We start from the raw sequence: 26,097 nt of genomic DNA, 5'->3' as shown, positions 1-26,097 counted from the left end.
AAAAAACGCCCTCCCCCAACAGGCCGGAGAAGGGCAGCAGCAAGCGCGCCTGTTTTGCCCTCCTTGCCAGCCTCACGGGACTGCCTTAAAGGAGTATTTCCTAATGCAGGCGTTTTGTTTCCTCTACAGTATCAGGTTCTAAGGTCAGAACCGCATCATCTTCTACTTTATCCTGGGGCAGAATCAGGTTGAGGATAATCCCCGCCAGGGTAGCATAGCTGACCCCATGGTCCTTCAGCCCTACCCCGAGGATGAGGATGATGGAGACAATAATCAGATTGCGGGTACTGGACAGGTCGGTTTTAGCTTCAATCATGGTGCGGATACCGGCAGCAGCGATCATCCCGAAAAGCAGGATGACAATTCCACCCATCACCGGCACCGGAATGGTACTGATCAGCACCCGTACCGGGTTGAAAAAGCTCAACAGGATGGCAATACCGGCTGCACACCAGATAACAAAGGAGCTGAACACCCGGGTAATGGCCAGTACCCCGATATTTTCCCCGTAAGTAGTGCTGGGCGGGCCACCGAACAGTGAGGCAATGGAGGTAGCCAGACCGTTCCCCAGCAAGACCCGGTCAAAACCAGGGTCCTTGATCAGATCCCGTTCTGTCACATTGCCAATTACCAGCACATGGCCCAGGTCCTCGATAATGGTAACCAGGGCTATAGGTGCAATGGCCCAGATTGCCGCCATCTTGAAACCGGGCAGAACAAACTGGGGCAGATGAAAATAACCCAGCAATGTATCAGGATTGAGCGACTGGACAAAGGGAGCAAAGTCCACCAGTTTCATGTTCTCACCGATAGTGGTGGGTTCCACCATGTTCCAAACGATAGCGAAGATATAGCCAGAGATAATGCCGAGCAGAATAGGGATTACTTTCATAAAACCGCGGCCGAAGATGCTGAAAATGATAGCCATGACACAGGTAAAGATGGCTGTCGGCCAGTGCAAGGAGGCCATGTTGTTGACAGCTACACCTGCCAGGCTTAAACCGATAATCATTACTACCGGACCCACCACCACACTGGGTACCAGCCGGTGAATGAATTCCGTACCGAAGGCACGGATCAAAAAGAACATCAGAACATAAACCAGACCGGCCACAAAAGCCCCACCCATAGCGCCAGGTAAGTCTTTCGCCCCTGTTACCCAGGCTGCCAGAGGAGCAATAAAGGCAAAGGAACTGCCAAGATAGGCAGGAACTTTGCCGCCGGTAAAGAGGTGAAAGATGATAGTCCCTACCCCGGAAGTAAAGAGGGCTACTGCTGGATCCAGACCGGTCAGGAAAGGCACCAGCACCGTCGCCCCGAACATGGCGAAAACATGCTGCAGGGCCAGGACCAGGGCCTGTCCTATTGGCGGTCTTTCGTGGACATCAAAGCGTTTCTTCATGTATGAGTCCTCCTCTTCTGATATGTAAAATAAAAGCCTTCCGGCCTGAAAGGGCAGGAAGGCAGACTAACCCGACATTAACGGTTAGTATATCCACCCTTGCCGGCCTCACAGGACCAGTTTTAAAGGGCTACTCCACTATTTCCTGTAAAACTACTTTATCTTCCCCGTCAATTTCCTGCAGATATACGGAAATGACCTCTTTGCGGGAGGTGGGAACATTCTTGCCGACGAAATCAGCCCGGATGGGAAGCTCCCGATGTCCCCGGTCCACCAGCACGGCCAGCTGAATAAAGCGGGGCCGGCCCAGATCAATGATGGCATCCAGCGCAGCCCGGGCCGTTCGACCGGTAAACAGGACATCATCCACCAGGATAATTTTTTTTCCTTCTACCTGAAAGGGTACCTGGGTTTTATGTACCACCGGCTGCTGGGCCAGGGTGGTCAGGTCGTCCCGGTAAAGGGTGATATCCAGCAATCCAACCGGCAAAGCTACTCCCTCGAATTCAGCAATTTTGGCTGCTAACCGTTCGGCCAGCGGCACACCCCGCCTGCGAATGCCAATCAGGGCCAGGTTTTCCACCCCTTTGTTTCTTTCCACTATTTCATGGGCAATGCGGGTAAGAGCGCGGCGGATGCTTTCCGGATCCATGAGCTGGGTCTTTTCCCTGAGTTCCACGAGGATTCCCTCCTCTCCAGCAAAAATGCCTGCTTGCCCAGTTCAGCAAGCAGGCACAGTTTACCCAGTACCAGTAAAGCTTATGTACTGTTAAACAGCTCCTTGCTAGCCTCCCGGGCTAACTTAAAGGATTTACTGTTAATAGTTTACCAGAACATTGTTTGTTTGGCAAGAACAAGTTTGGGGTAAATGTACATTTTCCCCGGTCAATCTGTCCACCTTATACTTTGATGAAGGAGGTCGAGAACATGAATCAGCGTCGTCGTCGCGTTCATCAGCCTTTTATCGCCATTACCCGCCATCCTTACGAAGGAGATGCTCTGATCCAGGCTCTGGAACTGTTGCCCCACACCCAGCTCTTCCGCCCTGGGGATACAGTAGTAGTAGTACCCAATCTGGTTAAAAACCAGCCTCCAGCCAGTGGCACCATCACCGGGCCCGGCACTCTACAGCGCTTGCTCCTGTATCTGCAGGATTTTCAACCTGCCCGCCTGGTAGTGGCGGCCGGTTCGGGCGGTGACCCTACTCCTCTGGTTTTGCAACAACAGGGATTTCTCAATGTCATTCAGGAAACTGGTGGGGAATTTGTTGATTTAAACTATGGGCCCTATCTAGAATTAAAATTGAACCATCCCCTTTTACCCGTTCTGCAGGTTAACCGCCTGCTGGCAGAGGCAGATGTCATCATCAGCCTGGCCCAAATCAAGGTTCACCAGGAGGCCACCGTCACCCTCGGCATCAAGAACATCGCCCTCAGCTGGCCCCCGGCCGAATTGCACGGCCCAGGTTGAAGCTGAGCGCCTTTTCAGCCAGGCCGCCTATGGTTATGAAATCGCCCTTGATGCGGCAGGCATCAAACCGCCCCATGTGAGGTGAGATCATTATGGACATAGCGCCCTCCTACCGGCAACTGCACGCCAGCGGCCAGCTGGCAGAGCGGGCCGAAAAGGCCTGGGCTGCCCTGGCCAGCTGCCATCTCTGTCCCCGCCACTGCGGGGTCAATCGACTGGAAGGCCAGAAAGGCTACTGCCGTTCCGGCGCCCGGGCCCTGGTCGCCTCCTATTCCCCCCATTTTGGCGAGGAAGAGGTACTGGTCGGCCAGGGCGGCTCCGGCACCATTTTTTTCAGTAACTGCAATTTGCGTTGTATTTTCTGCCAGAATTGTGACATCAGTCAAGCGGATGCGGGTGAAGAAGTCTCAAGTTCTGAGCTGGCGGAAATCATGCTTTATCTCCAAAAACAGGGTTGTGTCAATATCAATTTCGTTTCCCCGTCCCATTTCGTCGCTCCCATCCTGGAAGCAGTGGAGCTGGCCGCGGCCCGGGGCCTGACTATCCCGCTGGTTTACAACAGCGGCGGTTATGATGAGGTCAGCGCCCTCAGGCTGCTGGCAGGGGTAGTGGACATCTACCTGCCTGACCTGAAATTTGTCTCCCCCGCTGTCTCCCGGCGCCTGGCCGATGCCAAGGATTATTTCGCCGTTGCCCGTAAGGCCATCAAGGAGATGCACCGGCAGGTTGGCGACCTGGAGGTGGATGGGCAGGGCCTAGCCCGCCGGGGTCTCATCGTTCGCCACCTGGTACTGCCCGAGGATCTGGCCGGTACCAGGGCAGTGGTGGAATTCCTGGCTCAGGAAATCTCCCCCCATACTGCCATCAATATCATGGGACAATATTATCCTGCTTTTCAGGCCAGGCAGGAACCGGCCCTGCGCCGGCGCATCACCGGCACCGAACTGGCCCAGGCCCGCCAGTGGGCACTGGATTTGGGGTTATGTTTAATTGATTAAAAAAGAAAAAAGGCTGTGCAAACAGCCTTTTGCGGGAAAACACTTCCCTTGACAACATGTTTCCAAAGCGCATAACTATAATAACATAGTTCAAGAAAAATTTCAAGGTAGAAGAGGAAGGAAATGGCTGAAGTTGATTCAAACATAAAATAGTTTTAATTGAATTTGATATAAATCCCTGCAGGAGTTATGTTTATTGTCAAGGGAATTCCTGTTTTCAATATCGATAGCAACATGCTAGTCAATAACAGTATCAGAAGTATTTTCCCTTTAATATTTGTTTCTTTGCGCTTTGGAAACATCCTTTCACCCCCTCCCCAGGGAGATGATGCCATTTCCTTCCTCAAAAAAATTATAGCATACTCCAAATAAACACTCAAACATTTGTTTGTTATTATTTTATGACTTATTTTTTCTCAACTAACTCCTCCACCGCCTGTCTGCCTGCCACCCCGTTGGCCGCTACCCAGTAGTTGTACTTACCCTGTACCCAGTAATAATGTTCCTGACCCATACCCTCTACCCGAATCACCTGCTGGCCTTTGATTTTCAGCTCCTGCCGGCCGGTAAAGACCTGACTGGCCGGCATCTTTTCATCCATTTGCTGGAACAGTTTCAGCGCCTCTTCCTCGTTATTGGATACTGATAACCACAGCATAATCTCACTGTCCCCGCTCTGGTAGATGGCAATATAGCCCTCGGCCAGTTGCAGAGGTTTACCGTGCATCATGGCAATCTGCTGGATGGCCGGCGGCCCCGATACCAGTTTTACCCGGGGCAGCCACGCCAGTTGCGGTGGCACCAGCTCCGCCTGTTGTGACTCAGCGCTCTGGCCCGGCAGCCGCCAGATGATGGCTATGGCAGCCAGCAGGGCTAAAGCGATGGATAAAATTTTCCAGTGCTTTTTCATTCTTCTCCCCCTTTTCTTAGCTCCCGGGCCAGCCGGCAGCCGGTAGGAGTGGCCGCCAGACCGCCTAAAGCTGTTTCCTTGAGGCTAGCCGGCAGGGCCTGTCCTACCTGGTACATAGCCGAAATCACTTCATCGACCGGGATAACGCTCTTAACCCCAGCCAGAGCCAGATCGATGGCCACCAGGGCGTTGGCTGCACCGGCAGCATTGCGCTTTATGCAAGGAACTTCCACCAGCCCGGCCACCGGGTCGCAGACCAGACCGAGGATATTCTTGAGAGCGATGGCACAGGCGTGGGCGGCCTGGGCTGGTGAACCTCCCGCCATCTCCACTGCCGCTGCTGCTGCCATGGCCGAGGCGCTGCCGCATTCGGCCTGACAGCCCCCCGCAGCCCCTGATACGCCGGCGATGCGAGCGATGACCATGCCGATACCGGAAGCGGTAATCAGAGCTGCCACTTGCTCCTCTCGGCTCGAACCCAGCACATCGGCGGCAGTGAACAGCACCGCCGGCAAAATCCCGCAGGATCCGGCAGTCGGTGCGGCCACAATCCGGCCCATGGCCGCATTCACCTCAGCCACCGCCAGAGCTTTCATAATGGCCCCATCCAGCACCGGTCCCCCCAGCAGGCGCCCTGCTGCCAGCGCCCTTTTCACCTTGCCGGCATCCCGGCCGCTCAGACCGCTGACAGAGAGGTTGTCCCCATTCAAGCCCCGTGCAAGGGCTTCCCGCATCACTTCCAACCGCTGTTCCATTTCATTCCAGATCTCTGCCCTGGTTCGGCCCAGGACATGAACCTGGTCCTCAAGAATAACCTCCCACAGCTTCTGCCCTTTGGTTTCCGCTGCGTCCACCAATTCCTGAACCTTGTTGTAGCTGAACATTCCTGTTGCTCCTTTCCTTATAACGGCCTGACAGTGATAACGTCCCTGATATCCGGAATAGCGGCTAGCTGCTCCACTAACTCGGTTGGACAAGATTGGTCTGCTTCAATGATCATGATGGCCTCCGCCCCCCGTTGCTCCCGGGTCACCTTCATCTGGGCGATATTGATGCCCCTTTCGGCCAGCAGGCTGCTGACAGCAGCGATCAGTCCCGGCCGATCCCGGTGGGGGATGATGATGGTGTGAAACTGGCCGGAAAAGTCCACCGGGAAGCCCAGCAGCTCCACAACCCGGATATTGCCCCCGCCGATAGAAGAAGCTACCAGGTCGATGGTCTTGCCGCTTTTCCCTTTCACCATCGCTTTGACGGTATTGGGATGGACATCCCCCAGATCTGTGCGGTTAAAGGAGATGCTGATGCCAGCCGCCGCGGCCAGTTCCAGGGACTGGCGAATCCGCTCATCGGCTGTGTCAAAACCCAGCAGGCCGCCTACCAGGGCCCGGTCAGTGCCGTGGCCCTGATAAGTTTCGGCAAAAGAACCGTGCAGGTAAAAATCCGCTGCTGCCGGAGGCTCGCCCAGCACAATGCCAGCCAGCCGGCCGATGCGAGCGGCACCGGCTGTATGGGAACTGGAAGGCCCGATCATGACCGGGCCCAGTATATCCAAGATGTTCATTCCTGTGCCTCCTTCATGGTTACTTACAGTAGTAGTTTAACCGAAGTTTAGGTGGGAAGGCAAATCGAGTAGAAGGGGGTGATTAACCCCCGTCCTCTCACCCCACCGTACGTACCGTTCGGTATACGGCGGTTCACCAAGCTTGACGAATGCGATGATAACGTTCAGTCAAACTCTTCAAGCCCTGACTTTGCCAGTAGGCATTGTTCAGGGCGTTATTTAATTGTCGAGACATTCGCCAGTAGCCTTTACGGGCATTAGCCATTATATGGACTACTCGCTCCGGTAGGCCCAGGGCCCGCAGCTCACGGTATCGGGTTCGGACACGTTTCCATTGTTTCCAGACGCACATCCGCAATCTTCGCCTTAGCCACCCTTCGATTTCCTGGAATACGCCCGGCGTTTCCGCCAGCGCATAGTATCCTATCCAGCCTCCAAGGTAGGCATTGATGCTCTTGATGCGGTCCGAAATCTTCTCTGCCCTGCTTCGTGATGTCATTTCCCGAAGTCTATTCTTTACCCGTTTAACTGTTTCCGGGGCTAATCTGATTCCTACTCTGTCTTTCCCTCTGTACATGCTGAAGCCCAGAAACTTCCGCTTCCACGGCCTGTCTACCGCACTCTTTGTCTCATTTACTTTGAGTTTTAACTTGTCCTCCAGGAAGAATTTAATGCTCTCAAACACCCGCTCCCCAGCTCGCTGACTTCAGACGTAAATGTTACAGTCGTCCGCATAGCGCACGAATCTGTGTCCTCGTCTTTCCAGTTCCCGGTCCAGGTCATCCAGCATTATGTTAGCCAGCAATGGACTCAATGGCCCTCCCTGGGGAGTGCCTTCTTCAGTGTCCATTACTACTCCGTTGACCATTACTCCGGCCTGAAGATAGCGGCGGATAAGTCTTAGTACCCGCTTGTCTCTCACTTTGCGGGCAACACGGGCCATTAAGATGTCATGGTTTACCCGGTCGAAAAATTTCTCCAGGTCCATGTCTACCACCCAGGTGTATCCTTCCTCTGCGTACTTCCTTGCCTGTCTGACCGCATCATGTCCCCTGCGTCCGGGTCTAAACCCGTAGCTGTACGGGGAAAACTCCGGATCAAAGATGGGAGTAAGCACTTGCAGGAGGGCCTGCTGGATTAGGCGATCTATGACGGTTGGGATTCCTAATAACCTTGTTCCGCCGCCAGGTTTCGGGATTTCGACCCGGCGTACCGGTTGCGGTTTATAGGTTCCCGTGAGAAGTTCTTCCCTGATTCTGTCCCAGTGCTCCCTTACGTAGTCCCGGAGGTCTTTTACCGTGACCTGGTCGATTCCTGGGGCACCTTTGTTCTCCTCCACCCCCCCCATATGGGGTTTTCTGCTGTCTTTGTGTATCTCTCGAACGTGCCAAGTCCATCCCTCGCTTTGTGTTCGGCCCTTCACCAGTTTGACGTCTGTACTGGCTACTATGACCTCTGCTGACTTCTGCCGGTTCAGCCAGGCCTTACAACCTGGGTTATTGGCATTACCAACATCTCCGGCAGACCTCCCCGGGTAAGAGCGCTGTCTTTCCCTCCATCTACCCGCCACATTTACTCTCGGCAGCCTTCGGTAGCAAGGACTTCGCTTTGTTTCGCAAGCTCATCCAACTGCCGCTAGCCTCTTATGTGGTTCCTGTTCGTCGGGCCGGAGGTTTGCCGCCGACTTCCTTCAGATTCCACCTCACGGTGGACACCCTTGTCTTAAGCTACGGCTACTGCTACCTTCGCCGTTCGGGACTTTCACCCTATAGACAACGCCCATGCCGGGCGCACGAAAAAAGCCAGGAAACCCTGGCTAGCGAGTAAACTTCACATTGATCTGGGCAGAGGCCTTGTTACCAGCACTATCATAAGCCACTGCTTTCAGTGTAGCTTTCCCGCCGGGATATTTGCTCGTATCCAGCGTAAAGTCAAAAGGAGCTTCCAGTTTGACCCCGGCCAGCTGGTCCCTGACATACAACTCCACTTTGGCTACAGCCACATTATCCGTAGCACTAACCTTCACTACTACAGTCCCTTTCAGAGAACTATTGGCAGCAGGCGCCAGAAAACTTACTTTGGGCGGAGTGGTATCAGGTGCCGAAGCAGGAGCTTGCTGACTGTTTTGAATGTAGAAGGTAGTGGTTTTGCTCTCGCCAGAGGAAATGGCAGTATAAGGTTTGGCTTTCAAAGTATGAAGACCATTACTGTAACGGGTCGTATCCAGGTTGATAGTATAAGGAGTTCCGGTTGCTGTCCCAATCAACGCTCCATCCAGGTAGAATTCTACCCTGGTAATTGTCTGCTGACTGTCAGCATAGGCAGTTACTTGAATGGTCCCGGAAACAGTCTGCCCTTCAGCAGGGTGAATAACATTTGCTACCGGCTCACTGTCATGACAGGTATAGCACTCGGGGGTGCTATTGGCAGAACCATACCAGCTTCCCGGCGCTGGTACCCGGGGATTAACCGGCAGGTCATAAAATTCCGGCTCCCGTAAGAGCAGGTAGAACACACCTGTACCCCCCAGAAAATCTGCCCCGTATAAATTAGCTTTCGGCCAGCGGGAAAGCACTTCCCCCAGTCTGGTTCTGGCCTGGTTTACCAGTTCATCCCAAACCCCAAATGTGATGGCCCCGGTAGGACAGGCGGTGGCACAGGCCGGTTTCAGATTATTGGTAATGCGGTCATAACAGAGCCAGCAACTGTAACTCTTTTTATCGCTGCCGATTTTGGGCACGCCAAAGGGACATTTTACCACACAATAGGCACAACCGCGACAACCCCCCTGCCGGTAAACTGCGCCTTCAGGCATCTGCTTGCGCGCCTTATGGGGACACACCCGGACACAGGTGGGTTCACCACAATGCAGACATTGATGTTTACGAAAATGCCACTCCAGCTTGCCATTTTCTTCAATTTCTTTCATTTTTACAATGGTATAGGTGCGGGGCAAAGTATCCCGGTGAGTCTGATAGCTGCCACTAAAGCCCTCAATTTCCGCCGGCAAATTGTTCCATTGCTTGCAGGCAGTCTGGCAACCACGGCAACCCAGGCATTTGCTTAAATCGATGAATTTTCCCATTCTGGCCATGGTTACACCACCTTCCTGATGTTAACCAGAAATGCTTTATATTCCGGGATCATGGTGTTGGCATCACCTATATTCGGCGTGAGCACATTGGCCATTTCCCCGGTTACAACGCCCTGGTGCCCCCAGTGCCAGGGCAGGCCAATTTGTTCTATCAACTGACCATTTACCGGCAAGGGCTTGACCCTTTTTGTAACCAGCGCCCTGGCCTTGATCTCTCCCCTGGCGGAAGAGACAATCACCCAGTCTCCGTTAGCGATTCCCCTGGACGCTGCCAGAGTTTCACTGATTTCTACGAACATCTCCGGCATCAGCTCCGCCTGCCAGGGTAAGTTGCGGGTCATGGCCCCGGTTTGCCAGTGTTCCGACACCCGGTAAGTAGTGGCAACAAAGGGATAGGCACTGGATGTCCCCCTGGCATTTAAAGCAGTGGTCAGAGGTTTAAGTACCGGATTGGTTTGTACTGAAGAAAACTGGTTGGCTACCGGACTTTCATAGGGTTCATAATGCTCGGGGAATGGCCCGTCTTTCAGTTTGCCAAACAAAGCTCCTACCCCATCCGGTAACATGATAAAGGGCTTGTTGCCTCCTGCAGCTGTCGGGCTCAGACTGGCATTGAAGTCAGGCACGTCTTTGCCGGTCCAGCGCAGGCCATCCCACCAGATTACGGCTTTATCGGCATGCCAGGGCTGGCCCTGTGGATCCGCGGCTGCCCGGTTATACAAAATGCGCCGATTGGCAGGCCAGGCATAACCCCAGCCCGGGTAGCTGCCTATGCCGCTATCATCCACATTGTTTCTGTTCTGGCTCTTGTTTCCTGTTGCCGTATAGAAACCGGAATAAATCCAGATCCCGCAGGCGGTAGAGCCATCGGCCTGGAGCTGACTGAACCCGCTGACCGGCATTCCGTCCGCCACAGTATAGCCGTTCATTTCCAGCCGCACCTGATTCAGATCCGGTTCCCCGGCAGCACCATAAGGCCAGTATAGTTGTCGAATGGGCTCATCTTTAGCCTGCAGGCTGGTAGCATAGAGGCCTTTTAGTTTTAAACAGAGGTTATGCACGATCCAGGCATCATTTTGGGCCTGCCCCGGGGGATTTAAAGCTTGCCAGCGGTATTGCAGCCAGCGCCCGGAATTGGTGATGCAGCCTGATTTTTCAATCGCCGCTGCTACCGGCAAGATAAAGACTTCAGTATTGATTTCTGCTGGATTTACCCCCGGAGCTTTCCAGAAAGCAGCAGTTTCCGTTTCCCACAAATCCGCTACCACCAGCCATTGCAGTTTGGCCAGGGCTCTGGCAGTTTTCCCGGCATTAGGCCCTGATACCAGCGGATTCTGTCCAAAACAAAGCAGGCCTTTGATGGTGCCCTCATATATGTCTTCAAAGAGGTTGATATAGGAATAGTTTTTGGCTGCATTTCGCTTCGGCAAATAATGATAGGCAAAGTCCTTCTCCGCAACCGCTGCTGGGCCATACCAGGCTTTGAGCAAACTGACCATAAACCTGGGTTTATTCACCCAGTACCCCTGCGCCGGAGTTTCATTTTTGTTGTATTCAGTGAGGTTCTGGTGTTTAAGACTGCTGGTGGGGGAGGCCAGATAGCCCGGCAAACTGTCATAGAGCAAGCCCAGATCAGTAGAGCCCTGAACATTGGATTCACCCCGCAGAGCATTGATGCCTCCCCCCGGCTTACCGATATTCCCCAGCAACAGCTGTAAAATGGCATAGGAACGGACATTTTGTGAGCCTACACTGTGCTGGGTTGCCCCCATGGCATACAGAATGGTCCCCGTCTTATCCCGGGCCCCCGTGGCGGCAAAAAGGGAAGCCACCTGCAAAAATTCCTCCACCGTCATGCCACAAGTAGCCGCCACCCGTTCCGGAGTATAACGGGAATAATGCTGTTTTAAAAGCTGCCAGACGGTAGCCGGATTGGTCAGGGTAGGATCGGTAAGAATATTGCCAGCGGCATCCCGTTGAAAGCTCCAGCTGTCCTGGTTATAGCTGCGGTTCACCGGGTCATAGCCGCTAAACAGCCCATCCTCAAATTTAAAGCCAGGATTGACCAGATAAGCAGCATTGGTGTAAGCCAGCATATAGTCCCGGTCATAATAGCCTCCGGTAAGAACATAATTGATCAACCCGCCCATAAAGGCGATATCCGTCCCAGGCCGCAGTTTTATGTAAATATCAGCCTGGGCTGAAGTTCGGTTGAAACGAGGATCAACATGAATTATTTTAGCTCCCCGTTTTCTCCGGGCTTCATTTAGCCATTTGAAGGCGATCGGATGGTTTTCCGCTGCATTACTGCCGATTATCAGAGCACAGTCGGTATTTTGCAAATCAATCCAGTGATTGGTCATAGCCCCACGGCCATAAGTTGTTGCCAGACCGGCAACAGTTGAGCTATGTCAAACCCGGGCCTGATGTTCTAAATAAACTACCCCAAGCCCCCGCATGAATTTGGTGAGCAGATAGGCTTCTTCATTATCCAGGGCCGCTCCCCCCAGACAGGCAATGGCTTCAGTCCGGTTCACCGTCAGGCCATTTTCCATTTCTATAAAAGTCTCATCCCTCAGGGTTTTTATCCGACTGGCAATAGTGTCCAGCATCCAGTTCCAGTCTTTGGCCACCCAGGCATTGCTCCCCGGGGCCCGATAAAGGGGAGTGGTAATTCTGCGGCTATTTTCCCTGATTTGAAAAGAGGCTGCTCCTTTGCTGCAAACAGACCCCCGGTTAATGGGATGGTCAGGATCTCCTTCAATGTTAATCAGTGCTGGTACACCGTCTTTTATTTTGGTATGAACCAGCAGCCCGCAGCCAACTGAACAAAAGGAACAAATGGTTGGCGTAGCAACAGCATCAGTCAATTTGATGCTAATGGCGCTAGCGGTATCCGGTTGCAGAAACTCCAAACCGGAAATTAAAGTGGCCGCTGTCGAAACCCCGATTAGTTGCAAAAATCTCCTGCGGCTGATTAACATATTTTTCTCCCCTCCAAGCCGGTGATTTTCTCAGCCAGACCGGTATATCCCCTGGTTTGTGCCAGCACATCCAGATGGGACAACAGATGCCGCACTAACAACAGGTCTGGCAGTTCTTTCATAGCTGCACAGTGTCTTAAATCCAGGGTTTTTATATAAGTCTTACATTGCTGGCAATAGTGAATTTGTTGTTCTGGTGCATTATTGACAAAAAAATAGCCTAAATGTTGATGGTCGGTTGTGCCACAAGCGGGACATTTCAGCCTGGGAGCGGGCCAGCGCACCTCACAATAGCTGCAGGCCAGATATTTCTTCCCGTCGGCTGCCTCTAAAATGGCCAGATCAGCGCTGCAATTACAAACCGGGCACTTATGGTCTTTAGCAGTAGTTGTTTTTCTGCCTTTGGCCAGATACCAGGGCCGTAAAGTCCATTCGATCCAGTTGCCGATTAGCTCAGTCGGGATATGGTCAGGAGTCTCTGTCTTCAGAAGAGATCTATAGACTTCCTCACCCCTTTCCAGCAGATGTGCAATGATTTCAGCATGTTTTTTGTCCGTTTTTAGCAACAGCCGCCCCACTTTTTGCCAAAAAATGACAAATTCTTCCCCAAATAGCTGTTCACTTTGAATAACAGCAGCCTGCTTTGCCTGTAAAGCCACAAGCTCTTGCATGAACTCTTTTCCTGTATGTGAAATAAGGCTGAACAATTTTCTTCCCTCCCCTTTTCTAAGAGATTGATTTTCATTCTCATTATCTCTGGATTTTAAAGTTTTGTCAAGACAAAAATAAAACTGTCGTACGTCTATGATATTGTCATATTGTAACGCTTCTGATAAAATGTCACTATGGGACAGGAGAGAATCACTATGAGCAAAAAAGAATTGAAGCGTTACATGGTAATTATGAAACATATCCAAGGACTTATCACAGCTAACGAAGCTGCAATCGAACTGAATTTAAGTACTCGCCAGGTTTTTCGCCTTAAAAAAAGAATCTTGGAGGAGGGAGAAACCGGAATTATCCATAAAAACCGCGGGCGAAAACCGGCACATGCTTTATCAAATGAGCTGCGAAATACTATCCAGAACATTCTCAAAAGCGAACGCTACCGCAACTGCAATGATCATCATTTAGCCCAATTACTAGCCGAGCATGAGGGGATTACTGTCAGCCCCTCTACTATTCGCAGAATTCGTTGCGAATCCAATCTTCCACCTAAGAAAAAGACGTCCTCCTAAAGCTCATCGCCCAAGGAACAGAAAAACTCAGGCAGGTATGTTGGTCCAAATAGATGGTAGCTTTCATCCTTGGCTTGAAGACCGGTCTGCACCTTTCACTCTAATTGCAGCTATTGACGATGCTACTGGAGAAATTGTCTCAGCAGTTTTTCGCCCACGTGAGGATACGGAAGTGCAGGAATTGGTATAACCCATATTAAAGCCCTTTCTCCTCAAGCCAAGGGAAGAATCGAACGCCTCTTTGGCACACTACAAGATTGCTGGATGGTAGAATTGCGACTTCGTAATATCAACTCTATTGAAGAAGCAAACCAGGTTCTCCCAGAACTAATTAGGAGACATAACCAGCTTTTTACAGTCCAACCTGTGATCCGGAAAGTGCATTTGTTCCTTTAGGCGAAGGACAATCTCTTGAATATATCCTGTGCTACTGCGAAAGGCGCACTGTCCACCAAGGCGAAACAATATCATACAAAGGCAAAATTTATAAAATTGTAACGAATAGCTCAAAACAAACTATCCAGTTAAAACGCGAGTCGAAGTTCGCGAAACTCTAAGCGGAGAGCTTTTTGTCTTATGCAAAGGACAAAGATTCTTACTGGAAGAAGTTCAAAAGCCCATTCGTCAAGAAACTCCTTTAAAAATGCTTTTTGTGATGTACCCTTTTTCAGAATGAAAATTGCTAAAAATATTATAAATAAATTTTTTTAAACATTATCATTCAGTTGTTTAGCAAGGATAACGCTATCTCTCTTTTTTTAAATCCTAAAAAAGGGCGCACTAATCCCACTAGCCCTAAAATGACTTCTTAATCATCCGGCCTGTAACTTTTTGCCCATATTAGAGATGCTTTTCTTCTCCTTTTTAAGCTACTAGGCTCCGCATCTTCTCTGCCTGATTTTCCCGAATTCGCCCTATCGCCATTGCTAGCATAACACACAGGGCCAGTCCACACCGCAGCTTCATTTTGGCCATGCCCCGAATGGTATGCAGTTCGAATCCAAAGGATACATCGAGTCTGCTATTTACCCGTTCTACTGCTGTGCGTTTTTTATATTCTTTTTCCCACTTATAACTTGCCCGGTCGATCGGCGTGAAAATCCGTCGGTTTTCCGCTAGCGGTATACGTATTCCCTGACTAACTGAACACTGTTCCATTCCCTGACACTTGATTCCGTACCGCTTTGCCGGACATAACTTCTTTAGTGTCCCTCTGTCTTTTTCAAAACCACCATTACTCATTTCTCGTTGCGTTCCGGTTTCCGGACAATAGCAATATACATTGCCCTTGTAATTGTAGGCCACGTTCTTGTAATTGGTCAGTAGCCGCGTTCTATCCCCATCTCTCCACAAGTTACGTATGTCAATAACAGGCTTTATTCGGTATTTATCCCAGCACTTTGTTATTAGTTTTGTATCATCATACCCTCTATCTGCCACCATGGTTTCCGCCCTCTTGAGTATTTCTGCTTGCTTTTCCTCCATCCGTTCCAGCATTCGATGCCCCTCTTTTATGTCAGACTCCGACGCTTTCGTTAAACTGAATATTATCGGAAGTTCATAGGTCGCGTCAACTATCAGATGCAGTTTGTACCCAAACCATTTCACGATCTTCTCCCATGCCTTACCGTTCTCGTACACCCCTCTATATTCCTTCCTGCCATAGTCCGCATCTGTATCCCGGCGACCGTCTGTTTCTCCCTTTTTATTTTTGTGTTTGGCAAATGATGAAATTGCCTTACTGTCCATAGCCAGGTTCTTGCCAAAGTCCGGTAACATTTCAGACAATTGCTTCACCATTTTATCGAACATCTCGTCTATTAAATTCTCTTGTTTCATCAGCGCCTTTAAAAACCGGGTGTATGCCCAGGGCGACGGTACTTGTTCTGTCTACTCAAATAGCTTAATTTGTGGTATAATAGCCATAACAGGCATCCCTCCCTGTGTGGAATTGTTTGTCTTTCAACTTCAATTTTACCACAGGTGGATGCCTGTTGCTTATTTTTTACAACATTTGAGGCTGGGGTGAATTTTTCCCACAACCTCTTGTTTTGCGCTAAAAACCCTTTTCTATACACCTTTTTCTGGGGTAAATTTATTTTCGCCCTTTCGCTAATCCCTTGGATTGTCAGGATTTTCTGACAGCGCAATTAGCTCTTAAAAGAAAATGCGGGCATTGTGAAAACACCGCACAAGCCCGCTGCCAACCATCCGTGGCGACAACCAATAATCGCTAATAAGAAGATACCAAAACGAGCTTGATTTGTCCATAAGTATTTGAAATATCCTTTCACCCCTTGATTTTCTGTGCACCTGGGCCGTGAATGGGTCCGTCGCCACTTCTTTGCCATCAAGACCGGTTACAGCCACCCAGTAGTTGCTTTTCCCTTTTACCCATTAGTAGTGCTCCTGTCCCATACCTTCCACTCTGATCACTTTCTGGCCCCCGAGGTCCAGCTCCTGACGGCCGGTAAAAACCGGACTGGTCGGCATTTTCTCATCCATTTGCCTGAACAGAGCCGCCGCTGCTTCCGCACTGGCGGATACGGATACCCACAGAGTTACTTCCTTTTCACCATTACGGTAGCTGGCGATATATCCTTCCGCCAGGTCAATGGGTTTTCCGTGCATCATGGCAATCTGCCGTATTGCTTCCGGCCCGGTAACCAGCTCTACCCGGGGCAAGGAAGCGAGCTGCTGTGGCACGATTTCACCACTGCCCTGGCCCTGCTGCTTAGTATTCCAACCTGGCATTAGCCGCCAGAACACTGCCAGTATAGCCAGCAGGACAAAGATAATCAGAGTATACTTCCAGCTTTTTTTCATATTATCCCTCCTGACGCAGCTCCCGGGCCAGCCGGCAGCCGGTAGGAGTGGCCGCCAGACCGCCTAAAGCTGTTTCCTTGAGGCTAGCCGGCAGGGCCTGTCCTACCTGGTACATAGCCGAAATCACTTCATCGACCGGGATAACGCTCTTAACCCCAGCCAGAGCCAGATCGATGGCCACCAGGGCGTTGGCTGCACCGGCAGCATTGCGTTTGATACAGGGCACCTCCACCAGCCCGGCCACCGGGTCGCAGACCAGACCCAGAATATTTTTCAGAGCGATGGCACAGGCGTGAGCAGCCTGGGCCGGTGTACCCCCGGCCATTTCCACCACTGCCGCTGCCGCCATGGCTGAAGCACTGCCGCATTCAGCCTGGCAGCCTCCAGCTGCTCCCGATACGCCTGCTACTTTGGCAATCACCATCCCGATCCCGGCAGCGGTGAAAAGGGCTGCCACCTGTTCCTCTTCCGAAGCCTGCAATACCTCCGCTGCTGTTAACAGCACTCCAGGCAGTATGCCGCAGGAACCCGCTGTCGGAGCAGCCACGATCCTGCCCATCGCCGCATTCACCTCTGCGATAGCCAGGGCCTTCAGGATGGCTCCGTCCAGTACCGGTCCGCCCAGCAGGCGCCCTGCCGCCAGCGCCCTTTGCACCTTGCCCGCATCCCGCCCGCTCAGGCCGCTGACGGAGATATTATCCCCGCTCAGGCCTTTAGCCAGCGATTCCCGCATCACCTGCAGCCTGTGTTGCATCTCCTGCCATAGCTCCTCCTGGTCGCGCCCCAGTGCCTGAGCCTGATCGGTGAGAATCACCTGCCACAGTTTCTGGCCTGTCCGTTCCGCTGCTTCCACCAGCTCCTGTACTTTTAAATAGCTTAACATCTTATTTCCCTTCCTTTACAGTGGCTTAACGACAATTACATCCTGAATATTGGCTATCCCCTTGATTTGGCTAGCCAGGGATTCCGGACAGTTCTGGTCAGTTTCAATGATCATAATCGCCTCTGCTCCCCGCTGTTCCCGGGTCACTTTCATCTGGGCAATGTTAATTCCGCTTTCAGCCAGCAGGCCGCTGACCGCTGCAATCAGACCGGGACGGTCCCGGTGGGGAATGATGAGGGTATGGAACTGACCGGAAAAATCCACCGGGAAGCCCAGCAGATTGACCACCCGGATGTTGCCCCCGCCGATGGAGGAGGCGACCAGATCCACCACCTTACCGCTTTGTCCCCGCACTACCACCTTGACGGTATTGGGGTGCACATCCCCCAGATCGGTTTTGTGGAAGGCCAGCTTGATTTTTGCCTCTTCTGCAAGCTCCAGGGACTGGCGAATTCGCTCATCGGCAGTGTCAAAGCCCAGCAGGCCGCCCACCAGGGCCCGGTCGGTGCCATGGCCCAGATAGGTTTCGGCAAAGGAGCCGTGCAGGTAAAAATCCGCCTTAACGGGCGGTTCGCCCAGAACAATCCCGGCCAGGCGGCCAATCCGGGCCGCTCCGGCGGTATGAGAACTGGAAGGCCCGATCATGACCGGGCCCATTATATCGAAAATGTTCATCCTTGTTCCTCCTTCAGGGAAATCTTACACTTGTAGTTTACTGTAGAGAGAGGACGGAGGCAAGAAAAAAGGCCAGGAAACCCTGGCTATTAATCAGCGTTCAGCACTGAGGCTCTCTTTTCCGGCCAGCAAATGGCCCAGATAGCCCCTGGCCGGCTCCGTCAACTCTATCTATACCAGTGCTGATGTAATTAAACTTACTACCTTAGCCTTATCCGGTACCGAACCGGCATGAACCACCTTTTCATTGATCACCAGCCCCGGCGTGGCCATCACCCCGTAAGCCATGATCTGCGGCCAGTCCTGCACCTTGCTCACTTCCGCCTCTACTCCCAGCTCAGCAATAGCTTCCTTGACCAGGGCCTCCAGTTTGGTGCAGTTAGCACAACCAGAGCCCAAAACCTTGATACTCAACATTTCTCTCACCTCCTCCCTCTACCATAACCAGTTAAAGAGATAACCCACCAGCAAAATCCCGCTGCCCACAATTGCCACAAATAGCGCGATCAATCTGGGCTTCAGCACTTGTTTCAGGATAATCATCTCCGGCAAACTGAGAGCAGTTACTGCCATCATAAAAGCCAGTACCGTCCCTAAAGCCATCCCTTTTTCCAGGAAAACGCTAACCAGGGGAATAATCCCGGCGGCATTGGAATAGAGGGGAATCCCGACCAGCACCGCCAGCGGCACCGCATACCAGTGGCCGGGCCCGGCATAGCGCAGGAGAAAGTCCTGGGGTACATACCCGTGCATCCAGGCTCCGATGGCAATAGCCACCAGAATATAAAGCCAGACTTTGCGAATAATGTCTTTGACATACCCCAGCGCATACTGGTGCCTTTCCTGCTGGCTCATTTCCTTTATTTCCTGCTGCCCGACCCGAATCTGATAAACATAATCCTGCACCCAGCTTTCCAGGCCCAGCTTGCCGATAACTATCCCACTGATGATAGCGACCGTCAAACCTGCCGCCAGGTAAGTAAAAGCGATTTTCCAGCCAAACAGACCGAAGAGCAAAGCCAGTGCCACCTCATTCACCATGGGGGAAGCAATCAGGAATGAAAAAGTAACCCCCAGGGGAACCCCGGCTTCAACAAAGCCAATAAACATGGGTACTGCTGAACAGGAGCAAAAGGGAGTGACAATTCCCAGCAAAGCAGCCAGGATGTTGCCGCCAAAGAGGCGACTACCGCTTAAATATTTTTTCGTCCTTTCCGGCGGGAAATAGGAACGCAAATAGGAGATCAGGTAGATAACCACCGCCAGTAAAACAAAAATTTTGACAGTATCATAGATAAAAAAATGCACTGCTTGCCCCAGCGCGCTATCGGCTTTTAGGCCCATTTGCTGAAAAACCAGCCAGTCAACGAAATTTTTCCACAAGTTCCTCACCTTCTTATAAGTATATTACAATATAATTATATCATTAAGAGATAAAAAAATCCAGAGACTATCCTCTGGATTTTTTAGCCCTGGACCTTGACATAAACCTTGCGCTCCCGTGGCCCATCGAATTCCGCCAGATAAATTCCCTGCCAGGTGCCCAGCTGTAAACGCCCTTCTTCAATGATTACCGTAACAGATGAGCCCAACAGGGATGCTTTGACATGAGCTGCCGAATTGCCTTCCCCGTGGCGGTAGTTAGCCCGCCAGGGTACCAGCTTGTCAAGGACCGTCAGCATATCTGTCACTACATCGGGGTCGGCATTTTCATTGATGGTCACCCCGGCGGTAGTATGGGGAACAAATACTACGCACAGCCCTGACTTCACCCCCCTCTGACTTACTACCTGCTGCACCCGGTCAGTTATATCCACCAGTTGATCCCGGGCCCCAGTCCTTACCCGTAGCACTTCCATTTTTACCCCTCCCTGTTATTTCAGTAATCCCGTCTCTTCCACTGGAATTGCTTCCACATCTTTCAGTTTTCGTTCAATGGTGCGGGATTTGCGCGCTGCGGTTTCTATAGAATTGCTGGCTTCCTGCAGTTTCTTCTGGGTTTTTTCCAGCAGATCCCCGAATTTGCCAAACTCCGTTTTCACCGCCCCCAGTAACTGCCATACCTCTGCGGAACGCTTCTCGATGGCCAGGGTGCGAAAGCCCAGTTGCAGGCTGTTAAGCAAGGCTGCCAGGGTAGTGGGGCCCGTTATTACCACCCGGTATTCCCGCAAGAGGCAATCATACAGGCCCGGTCGCCGCAATACCTCGGCATAGAGGCCTTCTACCGGCAGATAGAGCAGGGCAAAATCGGTAGTGCGGGGCGGGTCCAGATATTTGTCCCGGATCGCCTTGGCCTCCGCTTTTAGCCGTAATTCCAGCTGTTTGCCTGCTTCCTGGGCCAGAGCGGCCTCCCCCCGTTCCTGGGCCTCCAGCAGCCGCTGGTAATCCTCCAGAGGAAACTTGGCATCTATGGGCAGCCAGATAAATTCATTGTCCCTCTCTCTGCCCGGCAGCCGGATGGCAAATTCCACCCGTTCATTGCTGCCCGCTTTGGTCACGATATTTTCGGCATATTGCTCCCGGGTCAGGAGCTGTTCCAGCACCTGGGCCAGCTGGACTTCGCCCCAGATCCCCCTGGTCTTGACATTGGTCAGCACCCGCTTCAGATCCCCGACCCCTGCCGCCAGGGCCAGCATTTCCCCCAGACCTTTCTGTACCTGCTCTAACCGTTCGCTGACCAGCTGGAAAGATTGGCCCAGACGCCTTTCCAGAGTGGCATGCAGCTGTTCATCCACCGTCTGGCGGATTTTTTCCAGCTGGCGGTGATTATCCTCCTGCAGCAGCCGCAGGCGTCCCTCAACCCCTTCCCGCAAGCGGTCAGCCTGCTGGCTGAAACTGTGAAAGGCCTGGATTAATTCTTCCCGGTTACGGGCCAGTTCTTCCCGCATCAGCCTTTCCTGGCGTTCCCCCTCCCGGCGCTGGTCCTGCTGACGCCAGAGCAGAAAAATTATCAAAAAAAGGTTGGCAAGGGAGACAATCATGGATAATAATAAAAGAGAATCCGCCATTACTTTTTCTCCTCCTTCCCAAACATTTATTCGCTCTTTTCCGTAAAAATCCTGCTGCTGCAGAGAAAAGGAGGCTTTTTTCATGCAAGAATTTAAACCCCAGGCCAGTCCCCGCATTATCTGGGGCTGGGCCTTAATCCTGCTGATCGTGGTCAGTGCTGCTGCTCCAGCTTATCTCACCTATAAGCAGGGCGAGTGGACCCTGGCCACAGCCGTGCCTTTCGTCGGTCTAATTCTACTGGCACTTGGGCTGGTCGGTTATTTTCTCTATGCTGCCTATACCCTTGCCTATGAAGTGGATGAGAAACAGCTGGTCATCCGCTGGGCCAATCGTCGGCTCACCATTCCCCTCAAGGAAATTAAGAAAGTCGAACTGAGCCAGGAAGGCAAAACCTTTGCCCGTCTCTGGGGAGCCAGCTGGCCGGGGCTACACATCGGCACCTTTGCTCACCGCGGGGAAAAATATAATCTTTACGCTACCGCTAGAAAAAATGTGGTCCTGCTGTATACGAAAAAAGGCCAGTTCGGCCTTACCCCTGCCAACCGGGAAGAGTTTCTGGCTGTCCTCCAGCCCAAAGCAGGCAAAAGCGGCAAAGGAGGCAAAAAGTGATGTATCCCCTGCCCCACCGCCCCCCTTTTATCCTGCTGGACCAGTGGGAGATAGTGGAACCTGGGTATAAAGCCCGGGGTCATAAACTGATTACGGCCTGTGAAGGCTGGCGGTACTGGTCTGGCCCTTTGCTCTGGGAAGCGCTGGGCCAGCTGGCGGCCCTGGCCCTGGGCCAGGCTACCATGTTAACAGGCATCGACACTGCTATTTTACACCGTCCTCTGCTAGCCGGGGAACAGCTGCACCTGGAGGCCGAAATCATCGCTTTTAAGCGCGGGTTTGGCAAAAGACAGGGCCGGGCCTGGGTGGAAGGGGAGCTGGTCGGAGAATTACAGGGAAGTTTTGTTAGTCTGGAAAGGGGGACGAAAGCATGAAAGTAGCACTGGTAACCGGAGCCAGTGGCACCATCGGTCGGGCCATCGCCCAGACCCTGGCCGCTGAGGGCTGGACGCTGGCTTTACATTATAACCGGGGCGAGGAAGCTGCCCGGGAATTGGCCCGCTCGCTGCAAACTCAGGGGCAGCGGGCCGAAATCTTTGCCGCTGATTTGCGGAACCAGGCAGCCATCCTGCAAATGGTACTGAATATCCGGGAACAGCTGGGACCCATCACCGCTCTCATCAACAATGCCGGGGTTGCCCGAGATGCCCTGCTGCACAAAATGGAGCTAGCCCAGTGGCAGGAGGTGCTGGATGTTCATCTCAACGCTGCTTATTTCCTTTGCCAGCAAGTACTGCCTGACATGTTTTCCGGCAACTTCGGTCGCATTATCAATATCGCTTCCATAGTCGGCCAGCAGGGTCGCAGAGGTCAGGCCAACTATGCTGCCGCCAAGGCTGCCCTTTTCGCTCTTACCAAATCCCTGGCCTTAGAAACAGCTCAATACCAAATCAGTGTCAATGCTATTTGTCCCCCTTTTGTGCTCAGTGAAATGAGTCAGGCTGCCTATGAGCGTTATAAAGAAAGAATTCTATCCTCCATTCCCAGGGGTTTCCCCGGTCAGGGCCAGGATGTAGCCAACCTGACCGCCTTTCTCTGCCGGCCGGAGAACGGCTATATTACCGGACAGATTTTCAATGCCGATTGCCGCCCTACCACCTGGTAGGGTATAATTATTGTAAACCATACTTCAGAAACGAGTGAACAAATTATGAGTATAGACGTAGTTGTTACAGGCATGGGAGCTATTTCTCCCCTCGGCACCAATTTAACCCAGCTCTGGGCTGCTCTCCAGACTGGCCGCAGTGGCATATCTTACTTGACCCGCTTTGATCCCGAGCCCTTCCCCACCAAAGTGGCCGCCCAGATTGACCCCTGGCCACAAGTGCCGGCCGAGCTGGAGCTGCCTCAGTTCGGTCAGCTGGCTCTGGTAGCAATGCAAGAGGCCCTGACAATGGCCGGCCTTAGCTCTGCTGACCTGACTAAAGGGGCGTTTCTGCTGGCTACCAGCCGGGGAGGGCTGGTGGAATGGGAACAGTTTACCTGGGCCTGGCTCCGGGGCGAGCCCTCCCCTGTCTCTAATCCCTGGCGCTGGTACCAGCCCCAGTTCACGGCAGTGAAGCTGGCCCAGCTGGCAGGTGTTCAGGGCCCGGTCAAAACCTATATGGCTGCCTGCGCCTCCGGCACTCTCACCATCGGCGAGGCCTACTGGCTGATCAAAAGCGGCCAGATACCAGTGGTTATCATAGGCGGTGCCGAAGCTCCCCTGGTTCCCTCATTATTTGCCGGCACCTGTGCCGCCAGAGCCATGTCCAGCCGGCCCTGCCCCCCGTCTGAGGCCTGCTGTCCCTTTGATGCCCGCCGGGATGGCTATGTCATGGGAGAAGGGGCCGCCTTTCTGGTCCTGGAGGCGGCCGAACATGCAAGGGCCCGGGGTGCCCGCCCCCTGGCCTTGCTCAGGGGTTTTGGCCAGACCTGTGATGCCTACCACCTGACCGCTCCCCGGCCGGATGGCTCCGCCCTGGCCCGGGCCATCAGCCTGGCCCTGCAAGAAGGGGGCATTACGCCGGCGGAACTGGGCTATATCAATGCCCATGGCACTTCCACACCCTTGAATGATAAAATCGAGACCCTGGCTTTGAAGCAGGCTTTAGGTTCGGCAGCCTACAAAACACCCGTTAGTTCCAGCAAAAGCATGACCGGCCATCTGTTAGGGGCTGCCGGAGCTGTGGAAGCGGTTATAACCATTTTAGCCTTGCGCCAGCAGTGGTTGCCTCCTACTATCAATCTTAAAGAACCTGACCCCGACTGCGATCTGGATTACATTCCCAACGTGGGACGCAAGGCTGAACTGGAATTTGCCCTCTCTCTTTCAGCCGGTTTCGGTGGACATAATGGTGTGGTTTTGTTTGAAAAGACAGTTTAACCCCGTCCATAGCGACGGGGTTTGCCAGTCTTTAAACCTTATTTCTCCGCCAGGGCAATAACATCGGCACCTCCTGCTGATAGCGGCGATATTCCTCACCAAACTCTGCTACCAGTTTCTGTTCTTCCAGCCTGATGCCCACCAGAATATAGAGAGTCATCACCCCTTTTGCTACTACCTCTGCCCAGGTAGAATCCATACTCCACAGGAAGATAATCGTTCCCAGGTAGACAGGATGGCGGACCCAGGCCAAAAGGCCCTGTTTTACGATCCTGGTATGGCGTGGCGCTGCCACTGTACCCGGCCTTTTAAAAGTCTGTGCCTGTTTAATCCCCAGAAACTCTTTTAAGTCATAGGTCAGAAAAGCGCCCAGCATCAGACCCAAAGCCAGCACTAACAGGCCGAACTGCAGCCAGCGCCAGCCACTAAAAGAATATGCCAGAGGAGTAGAAACGGATTTAGTATAAAGATAAGGTGGAATAAAGGTCAGCAAAGAAAAGATGTTATATCCCAGACGGTAGAAGGCATAATATCTCCCTAACCTGGCTTGCATAATCTTCATCATCCACCGCGAAATAAGAAAACTGTGCAAAAACCCAAAAGCAGTCCAGAGAAGGATAATATTGACGTAAACCATTATCTCTCTCCTCTCTTTCGTAGTATCTTCATTTTACTTTTAAATTCACAAAAAATAAAGGCTGCCGAAATGGCAACCTCTTACCAAGTTACAACCCGTATTTCTCCATACGATAGATTAAGGCCGAACGGGTTATTCCCAGTAAACGGGCAGCCTGAGTCTGATTGCCACCACTTCTGACCAGAGCCAGTCGGATTAACTCCCGTTCTACTTCTTCCAGATTGATACCCTCCGGGGGAAAATCCAGTAAAACTCCAGCTACCCGTTGCTTATCTCCGCTTATTTCCCGGGGCAGATTCTCCGGTGTGATTTCATGGCCCGTACAAAGGATTACCGCTCGCTCGATAGTGTTTTCCAGCTCCCTGATGTTGCCGGGCCAGTGGTATTGTTGCAATAAGGCCATCGCTTCCGGGGCAACCCCTTTTAGCCTTTTCCCGGGATCATACTTGCGCAAAAAGTGCTGTACCAGTAAAGGTATATCCTCCCGCCGTTCCCGTAAAGGGGGTAAGTGAATAGGAATAACCTGCAGACGATAGTACAAGTCTTCCCGGAATTTGCCTTCCTGAATAGCTTTACGCAAGTCACGGTTGGTAGCGGCAATAATGCGGGCTTCCAGTTTCAAGGGCTCTGTGCCACCTACCCGCTCATAAGTTCGTTCCTGCAGCACTCTTAACAGTTTGGCCTGCAGGGTCAGCGGCATTTCCCCGATTTCATCCAGAAACAGAGTACCCCCTCGTACCAGTTCCAGTTTCCCCTTCTTTCTGGCATTGGCTCCTGTAAAAGCCCCCCGTTCATGGCCAAACAGTTCGCTTTCCAGCAAATTTTCCGGAATGGCAGCACAGTTAATGGCTACAAAGGGTTTATTGGCACGACTGCTCTGCAGATGCAGCTGCCGGGCCACCACTTCCTTGCCTGTACCGCTTTCCCCCTGGATCAGCACCGTGGCTGCCGTATCGGCAATACGACCTATCAGCTCACGAATTTCCACCATAGAGGGACTTTGGCCAATTAGGCCCTCCCCCTGCCGTTCCCGCAGCTCTCCCCGCAAATAATCCACTTCCTGGCTTAGTTCCACCAGTGTCAGGGTGCGTTCAATTACAAGTTTTAGCTCATCCAGGTCAAAGGGCTTGGTCAGGTAATCAACAGCCCCGGTTTTCATAGCCTCGATGGCCGTTTCCACTGTCCCGTGGGCAGTGATGACAATGACTGGCAGCTGGGGCTGGTCTTTTTTAATGGTCTTTAAAATTGTTATCCCATCCAGGTCCGGTAAGCGCAAATCCAGTAATACCAGGTCAGGCATTTGTTCACTGACCAGCTTCAGGCCTTCCTGTCCGGTTGCGGCCGTCAGAACCCGGTAACCTGTTTTGTTCAATGCCTTGCTCAATATCCAGCGCAAATGCTCCTCATCATCGATAACCAGTATCGTCGCTGCCATC

Annotated in this window: 27 protein-coding genes and 1 pseudogene; 7 read left to right on the top strand and 21 right to left on the bottom strand. The window is 52.3% G+C overall.

What is annotated here, in order from left to right:
* Positions 1–100 precede the first annotated feature (100 nt).
* Together CTH_RS05520 and pyrR are read right to left on the bottom strand one after the other, a co-directional pair.
* Positions 101–1,402 carry a uracil-xanthine permease family protein gene (locus tag CTH_RS05520; protein ID WP_078664864.1) on the bottom strand — a complete coding sequence of 434 codons (1,302 nt, stop codon included), beginning with the start codon at positions 1,400–1,402 and terminating at the stop codon, positions 101–103.
* A gap of 130 nt (positions 1,403–1,532) precedes the next feature.
* Entirely contained in the window at positions 1,533–2,054 is a 522-nt protein-coding gene (gene pyrR, locus CTH_RS05515) for a bifunctional pyr operon transcriptional regulator/uracil phosphoribosyltransferase PyrR (RefSeq protein ID WP_078664875.1), read from the bottom strand.
* A 275-nt stretch (positions 2,055–2,329) separates the two neighbouring features.
* On the opposite strand from pyrR, the gene CTH_RS05510 reads away from it, so the two are divergent.
* Positions 2,330–2,872, top strand: a complete 543-nt coding sequence (locus CTH_RS05510) for a DUF362 domain-containing protein (protein ID WP_107753285.1) — start codon at positions 2,330–2,332, stop codon at positions 2,870–2,872.
* On the opposite strand, the gene CTH_RS14110 is transcribed toward CTH_RS05510, so the two are convergent.
* Positions 2,835–2,972, bottom strand: coding sequence for a hypothetical protein (locus tag CTH_RS14110; RefSeq protein WP_159073826.1), 138 nt, complete (start codon positions 2,970–2,972; stop codon positions 2,835–2,837). The two genes, CTH_RS05510 and CTH_RS14110, sit on opposite strands and share 38 nt — an antisense overlap.
* On the opposite strand from CTH_RS14110, the gene CTH_RS05505 reads away from it, so the two are divergent.
* Positions 2,965–3,870 carry a radical SAM protein gene (locus CTH_RS05505; RefSeq protein ID WP_079906594.1) on the top strand — a complete coding sequence of 302 codons (906 nt, stop codon included), beginning with the start codon at positions 2,965–2,967 and terminating at the stop codon, positions 3,868–3,870. The two genes, CTH_RS14110 and CTH_RS05505, sit on opposite strands and share 8 nt — an antisense overlap.
* A gap of 406 nt (positions 3,871–4,276) precedes the next feature.
* On the opposite strand, the gene CTH_RS05500 is transcribed toward CTH_RS05505, so the two are convergent.
* The 8 genes and pseudogenes from CTH_RS05500 to CTH_RS05465 all read right to left on the bottom strand — a co-directional run bounded on the left by CTH_RS05500 (position 4,277) and on the right by CTH_RS05465 (position 13,090).
* Complete coding sequence (locus CTH_RS05500; protein WP_078664867.1) at positions 4,277–4,780, bottom strand: hypothetical protein; 504 nt, start codon at positions 4,778–4,780, stop codon at positions 4,277–4,279.
* Complete coding sequence (gene sdaAA / locus CTH_RS05495; RefSeq protein WP_078664868.1) at positions 4,777–5,664, bottom strand: L-serine ammonia-lyase, iron-sulfur-dependent, subunit alpha; 888 nt, start codon at positions 5,662–5,664, stop codon at positions 4,777–4,779. The genes CTH_RS05500 and sdaAA (CTH_RS05495) overlap by 4 nt, the downstream gene beginning before the upstream one ends.
* Before the next feature lie 17 nt (positions 5,665–5,681).
* Positions 5,682–6,341 (bottom strand): L-serine ammonia-lyase, iron-sulfur-dependent subunit beta, encoded by a 660-nt coding sequence (sdaAB, locus tag CTH_RS05490; protein ID WP_078664869.1) that lies wholly within the window; start codon positions 6,339–6,341, stop codon positions 5,682–5,684.
* A 133-nt stretch (positions 6,342–6,474) separates the two neighbouring features.
* A pseudogene (ltrA, locus tag CTH_RS05485) lies at positions 6,475–7,689 on the bottom strand (group II intron reverse transcriptase/maturase).
* 468 nt (positions 7,690–8,157) lie between these two features.
* On the bottom strand, positions 8,158–9,435 hold the full coding sequence (locus tag CTH_RS05475; protein WP_078666301.1) for an Ig-like domain-containing protein: 1,278 nt from the start codon (positions 9,433–9,435) through the stop codon (positions 8,158–8,160).
* Between the two features lie 2 nt (positions 9,436–9,437).
* Positions 9,438–11,798, bottom strand: a complete 2,361-nt coding sequence (gene fdnG / locus CTH_RS05470) for a formate dehydrogenase-N subunit alpha (RefSeq protein ID WP_242947925.1) — start codon at positions 11,796–11,798, stop codon at positions 9,438–9,440.
* A 48-nt stretch (positions 11,799–11,846) separates the two neighbouring features.
* Complete coding sequence (locus CTH_RS14515) at positions 11,847–12,419, bottom strand: twin-arginine translocation signal domain-containing protein (RefSeq protein WP_242947926.1); 573 nt, start codon at positions 12,417–12,419, stop codon at positions 11,847–11,849.
* Positions 12,413–13,090: a formate dehydrogenase accessory protein FdhE domain-containing protein gene (locus tag CTH_RS05465; RefSeq protein ID WP_159073825.1), complete on the bottom strand. Its 678-nt coding sequence runs from the start codon at positions 13,088–13,090 to the stop codon at positions 12,413–12,415. The genes CTH_RS14515 and CTH_RS05465 overlap by 7 nt, the downstream gene beginning before the upstream one ends.
* A 195-nt stretch (positions 13,091–13,285) precedes the next feature.
* Between CTH_RS05465 and CTH_RS05460 the strand changes: the two genes are divergently transcribed.
* Positions 13,286–13,657, top strand: coding sequence for a helix-turn-helix domain-containing protein (locus tag CTH_RS05460; RefSeq protein WP_159073824.1), 372 nt, complete (start codon positions 13,286–13,288; stop codon positions 13,655–13,657).
* A gap of 864 nt (positions 13,658–14,521) precedes the next feature.
* Here CTH_RS05460 and CTH_RS05455 read toward each other — a convergent pair.
* The 8 genes from CTH_RS05455 to CTH_RS05420 all read right to left on the bottom strand — a co-directional run bounded on the left by CTH_RS05455 (position 14,522) and on the right by CTH_RS05420 (position 21,049).
* On the bottom strand, positions 14,522–15,457 hold the full coding sequence (locus tag CTH_RS05455; RefSeq protein ID WP_318262788.1) for a transposase: 936 nt from the start codon (positions 15,455–15,457) through the stop codon (positions 14,522–14,524).
* A gap of 597 nt (positions 15,458–16,054) precedes the next feature.
* Positions 16,055–16,483 (bottom strand): hypothetical protein, encoded by a 429-nt coding sequence (locus CTH_RS05450; RefSeq protein WP_107753281.1) that lies wholly within the window; start codon positions 16,481–16,483, stop codon positions 16,055–16,057.
* A 1-nt stretch (position 16,484) separates the two neighbouring features.
* A complete protein-coding gene (gene sdaAA / locus CTH_RS05445; protein ID WP_107753280.1) occupies positions 16,485–17,366 on the bottom strand; it encodes an L-serine ammonia-lyase, iron-sulfur-dependent, subunit alpha in 882 nt (293 codons plus the stop codon).
* Positions 17,367–17,381: 15 nt separating this feature from the next.
* Positions 17,382–18,041, bottom strand: a complete 660-nt coding sequence (gene sdaAB, locus CTH_RS05440) for an L-serine ammonia-lyase, iron-sulfur-dependent subunit beta (RefSeq protein WP_107753278.1) — start codon at positions 18,039–18,041, stop codon at positions 17,382–17,384.
* A 171-nt stretch (positions 18,042–18,212) separates the two neighbouring features.
* Complete coding sequence (locus CTH_RS05435) at positions 18,213–18,458, bottom strand: thioredoxin family protein (protein ID WP_107753276.1); 246 nt, start codon at positions 18,456–18,458, stop codon at positions 18,213–18,215.
* An 18-nt stretch (positions 18,459–18,476) separates the two neighbouring features.
* Positions 18,477–19,424, bottom strand: a complete 948-nt coding sequence (locus tag CTH_RS05430; RefSeq protein ID WP_078666306.1) for a permease — start codon at positions 19,422–19,424, stop codon at positions 18,477–18,479.
* Positions 19,425–19,507: 83 nt separating this feature from the next.
* The gene (locus CTH_RS05425; protein ID WP_079906589.1) at positions 19,508–19,900 is read right to left on the bottom strand and encodes a secondary thiamine-phosphate synthase enzyme YjbQ; all 393 of its coding nucleotides are present in this window, start codon (positions 19,898–19,900) and stop codon (positions 19,508–19,510) included.
* 15 nt (positions 19,901–19,915) lie between these two features.
* Positions 19,916–21,049: a DNA recombination protein RmuC gene (locus CTH_RS05420; RefSeq protein WP_107754277.1), complete on the bottom strand. Its 1,134-nt coding sequence runs from the start codon at positions 21,047–21,049 to the stop codon at positions 19,916–19,918.
* A gap of 82 nt (positions 21,050–21,131) precedes the next feature.
* On the opposite strand from CTH_RS05420, the gene CTH_RS05415 reads away from it, so the two are divergent.
* The 4 genes from CTH_RS05415 to CTH_RS05400 are packed head-to-tail and all read left to right on the top strand — an operon-like array spanning position 21,132 to position 24,024.
* Positions 21,132–21,659, top strand: coding sequence for a PH domain-containing protein (locus tag CTH_RS05415; RefSeq protein WP_078666308.1), 528 nt, complete (start codon positions 21,132–21,134; stop codon positions 21,657–21,659).
* Positions 21,656–22,033, top strand: coding sequence for a hotdog family protein (locus CTH_RS05410; protein WP_143311856.1), 378 nt, complete (start codon positions 21,656–21,658; stop codon positions 22,031–22,033). Before CTH_RS05415 ends, CTH_RS05410 begins: the two co-directional genes overlap by 4 nt.
* Positions 22,030–22,764 carry a 3-oxoacyl-ACP reductase FabG gene (gene fabG / locus CTH_RS05405; RefSeq protein ID WP_078666310.1) on the top strand — a complete coding sequence of 245 codons (735 nt, stop codon included), beginning with the start codon at positions 22,030–22,032 and terminating at the stop codon, positions 22,762–22,764. The genes CTH_RS05410 and fabG overlap by 4 nt, the downstream gene beginning before the upstream one ends.
* Before the next feature lie 45 nt (positions 22,765–22,809).
* Entirely contained in the window at positions 22,810–24,024 is a 1,215-nt protein-coding gene (locus CTH_RS05400; protein ID WP_079933064.1) for a beta-ketoacyl-[acyl-carrier-protein] synthase family protein, read from the top strand.
* A 31-nt stretch (positions 24,025–24,055) separates the two neighbouring features.
* On the opposite strand, the gene CTH_RS05395 is transcribed toward CTH_RS05400, so the two are convergent.
* Together CTH_RS05395 and CTH_RS05390 are read right to left on the bottom strand one after the other, a co-directional pair.
* Positions 24,056–24,586 (bottom strand): isoprenylcysteine carboxylmethyltransferase family protein, encoded by a 531-nt coding sequence (locus CTH_RS05395; protein WP_318262817.1) that lies wholly within the window; start codon positions 24,584–24,586, stop codon positions 24,056–24,058.
* 163 nt (positions 24,587–24,749) lie between these two features.
* The gene (locus CTH_RS05390; protein WP_078666313.1) at positions 24,750–26,096 is read right to left on the bottom strand and encodes a sigma-54-dependent transcriptional regulator; all 1,347 of its coding nucleotides are present in this window, start codon (positions 26,094–26,096) and stop codon (positions 24,750–24,752) included.
* Between the last annotated feature and the right edge of the window lies 1 nt (position 26,097).

The organism is Carboxydocella thermautotrophica, from assembly GCA_003054495.1.
Taxonomy (GTDB): domain Bacteria; phylum Bacillota.
Note: the sequence above shows the minus strand (reverse complement) of the source record. Positions and strands in the feature narration are given on the sequence as shown.

Excerpts from the sequence above, each read along its gene's own strand:
- CTH_RS05520 (WP_078664864.1), bottom strand. The coding sequence starts at position 1,402 with ATGAAGAAACGCTTTGATGTCCACGAAAGACCGCCAATAGGACAGGCC.
- pyrR (WP_078664875.1), bottom strand. The coding sequence starts at position 2,054 with ATGGATCCGGAAAGCATCCGCCGCGCTCTTACCCGCATTGCCCATGAA.
- CTH_RS05510 (WP_107753285.1), top strand. The coding sequence starts at position 2,330 with ATGAATCAGCGTCGTCGTCGCGTTCATCAGCCTTTTATCGCCATTACC.
- CTH_RS05505 (WP_079906594.1), top strand. The coding sequence starts at position 2,965 with ATGGACATAGCGCCCTCCTACCGGCAACTGCACGCCAGCGGCCAGCTG.
- CTH_RS14110 (WP_159073826.1), bottom strand. The coding sequence starts at position 2,972 with ATGTCCATAATGATCTCACCTCACATGGGGCGGTTTGATGCCTGCCGC.
- CTH_RS05500 (WP_078664867.1), bottom strand. The coding sequence starts at position 4,780 with ATGAAAAAGCACTGGAAAATTTTATCCATCGCTTTAGCCCTGCTGGCT.
- sdaAA (WP_078664868.1), bottom strand. The coding sequence starts at position 5,664 with ATGTTCAGCTACAACAAGGTTCAGGAATTGGTGGACGCAGCGGAAACC.
- sdaAB (WP_078664869.1), bottom strand. The coding sequence starts at position 6,341 with ATGAACATCTTGGATATACTGGGCCCGGTCATGATCGGGCCTTCCAGT.
- CTH_RS05475 (WP_078666301.1), bottom strand. The coding sequence starts at position 9,435 with ATGGCCAGAATGGGAAAATTCATCGATTTAAGCAAATGCCTGGGTTGC.
- fdnG (WP_242947925.1), bottom strand. The coding sequence starts at position 11,798 with ATGACCAATCACTGGATTGATTTGCAAAATACCGACTGTGCTCTGATA.
- CTH_RS14515 (WP_242947926.1), bottom strand. The coding sequence starts at position 12,419 with ATGTTAATCAGCCGCAGGAGATTTTTGCAACTAATCGGGGTTTCGACA.
- CTH_RS05465 (WP_159073825.1), bottom strand. The coding sequence starts at position 13,090 with ATGCAAGAGCTTGTGGCTTTACAGGCAAAGCAGGCTGCTGTTATTCAA.
- CTH_RS05460 (WP_159073824.1), top strand. The coding sequence starts at position 13,286 with ATGAGCAAAAAAGAATTGAAGCGTTACATGGTAATTATGAAACATATC.
- CTH_RS05455 (WP_318262788.1), bottom strand. The coding sequence starts at position 15,457 with ATGGTGAAGCAATTGTCTGAAATGTTACCGGACTTTGGCAAGAACCTG.
- CTH_RS05450 (WP_107753281.1), bottom strand. The coding sequence starts at position 16,483 with ATGAAAAAAAGCTGGAAGTATACTCTGATTATCTTTGTCCTGCTGGCT.
- sdaAA (WP_107753280.1), bottom strand. The coding sequence starts at position 17,366 with ATGTTAAGCTATTTAAAAGTACAGGAGCTGGTGGAAGCAGCGGAACGG.
- sdaAB (WP_107753278.1), bottom strand. The coding sequence starts at position 18,041 with ATGAACATTTTCGATATAATGGGCCCGGTCATGATCGGGCCTTCCAGT.
- CTH_RS05435 (WP_107753276.1), bottom strand. The coding sequence starts at position 18,458 with ATGTTGAGTATCAAGGTTTTGGGCTCTGGTTGTGCTAACTGCACCAAA.
- CTH_RS05425 (WP_079906589.1), bottom strand. The coding sequence starts at position 19,900 with ATGGAAGTGCTACGGGTAAGGACTGGGGCCCGGGATCAACTGGTGGAT.
- CTH_RS05420 (WP_107754277.1), bottom strand. The coding sequence starts at position 21,049 with ATGGCGGATTCTCTTTTATTATTATCCATGATTGTCTCCCTTGCCAAC.
- CTH_RS05415 (WP_078666308.1), top strand. The coding sequence starts at position 21,132 with ATGCAAGAATTTAAACCCCAGGCCAGTCCCCGCATTATCTGGGGCTGG.
- fabG (WP_078666310.1), top strand. The coding sequence starts at position 22,030 with ATGAAAGTAGCACTGGTAACCGGAGCCAGTGGCACCATCGGTCGGGCC.
- CTH_RS05400 (WP_079933064.1), top strand. The coding sequence starts at position 22,810 with ATGAGTATAGACGTAGTTGTTACAGGCATGGGAGCTATTTCTCCCCTC.
- CTH_RS05395 (WP_318262817.1), bottom strand. The coding sequence starts at position 24,586 with ATGAAGATTATGCAAGCCAGGTTAGGGAGATATTATGCCTTCTACCGT.
- CTH_RS05390 (WP_078666313.1), bottom strand. The coding sequence starts at position 26,096 with ATGGCAGCGACGATACTGGTTATCGATGATGAGGAGCATTTGCGCTGG.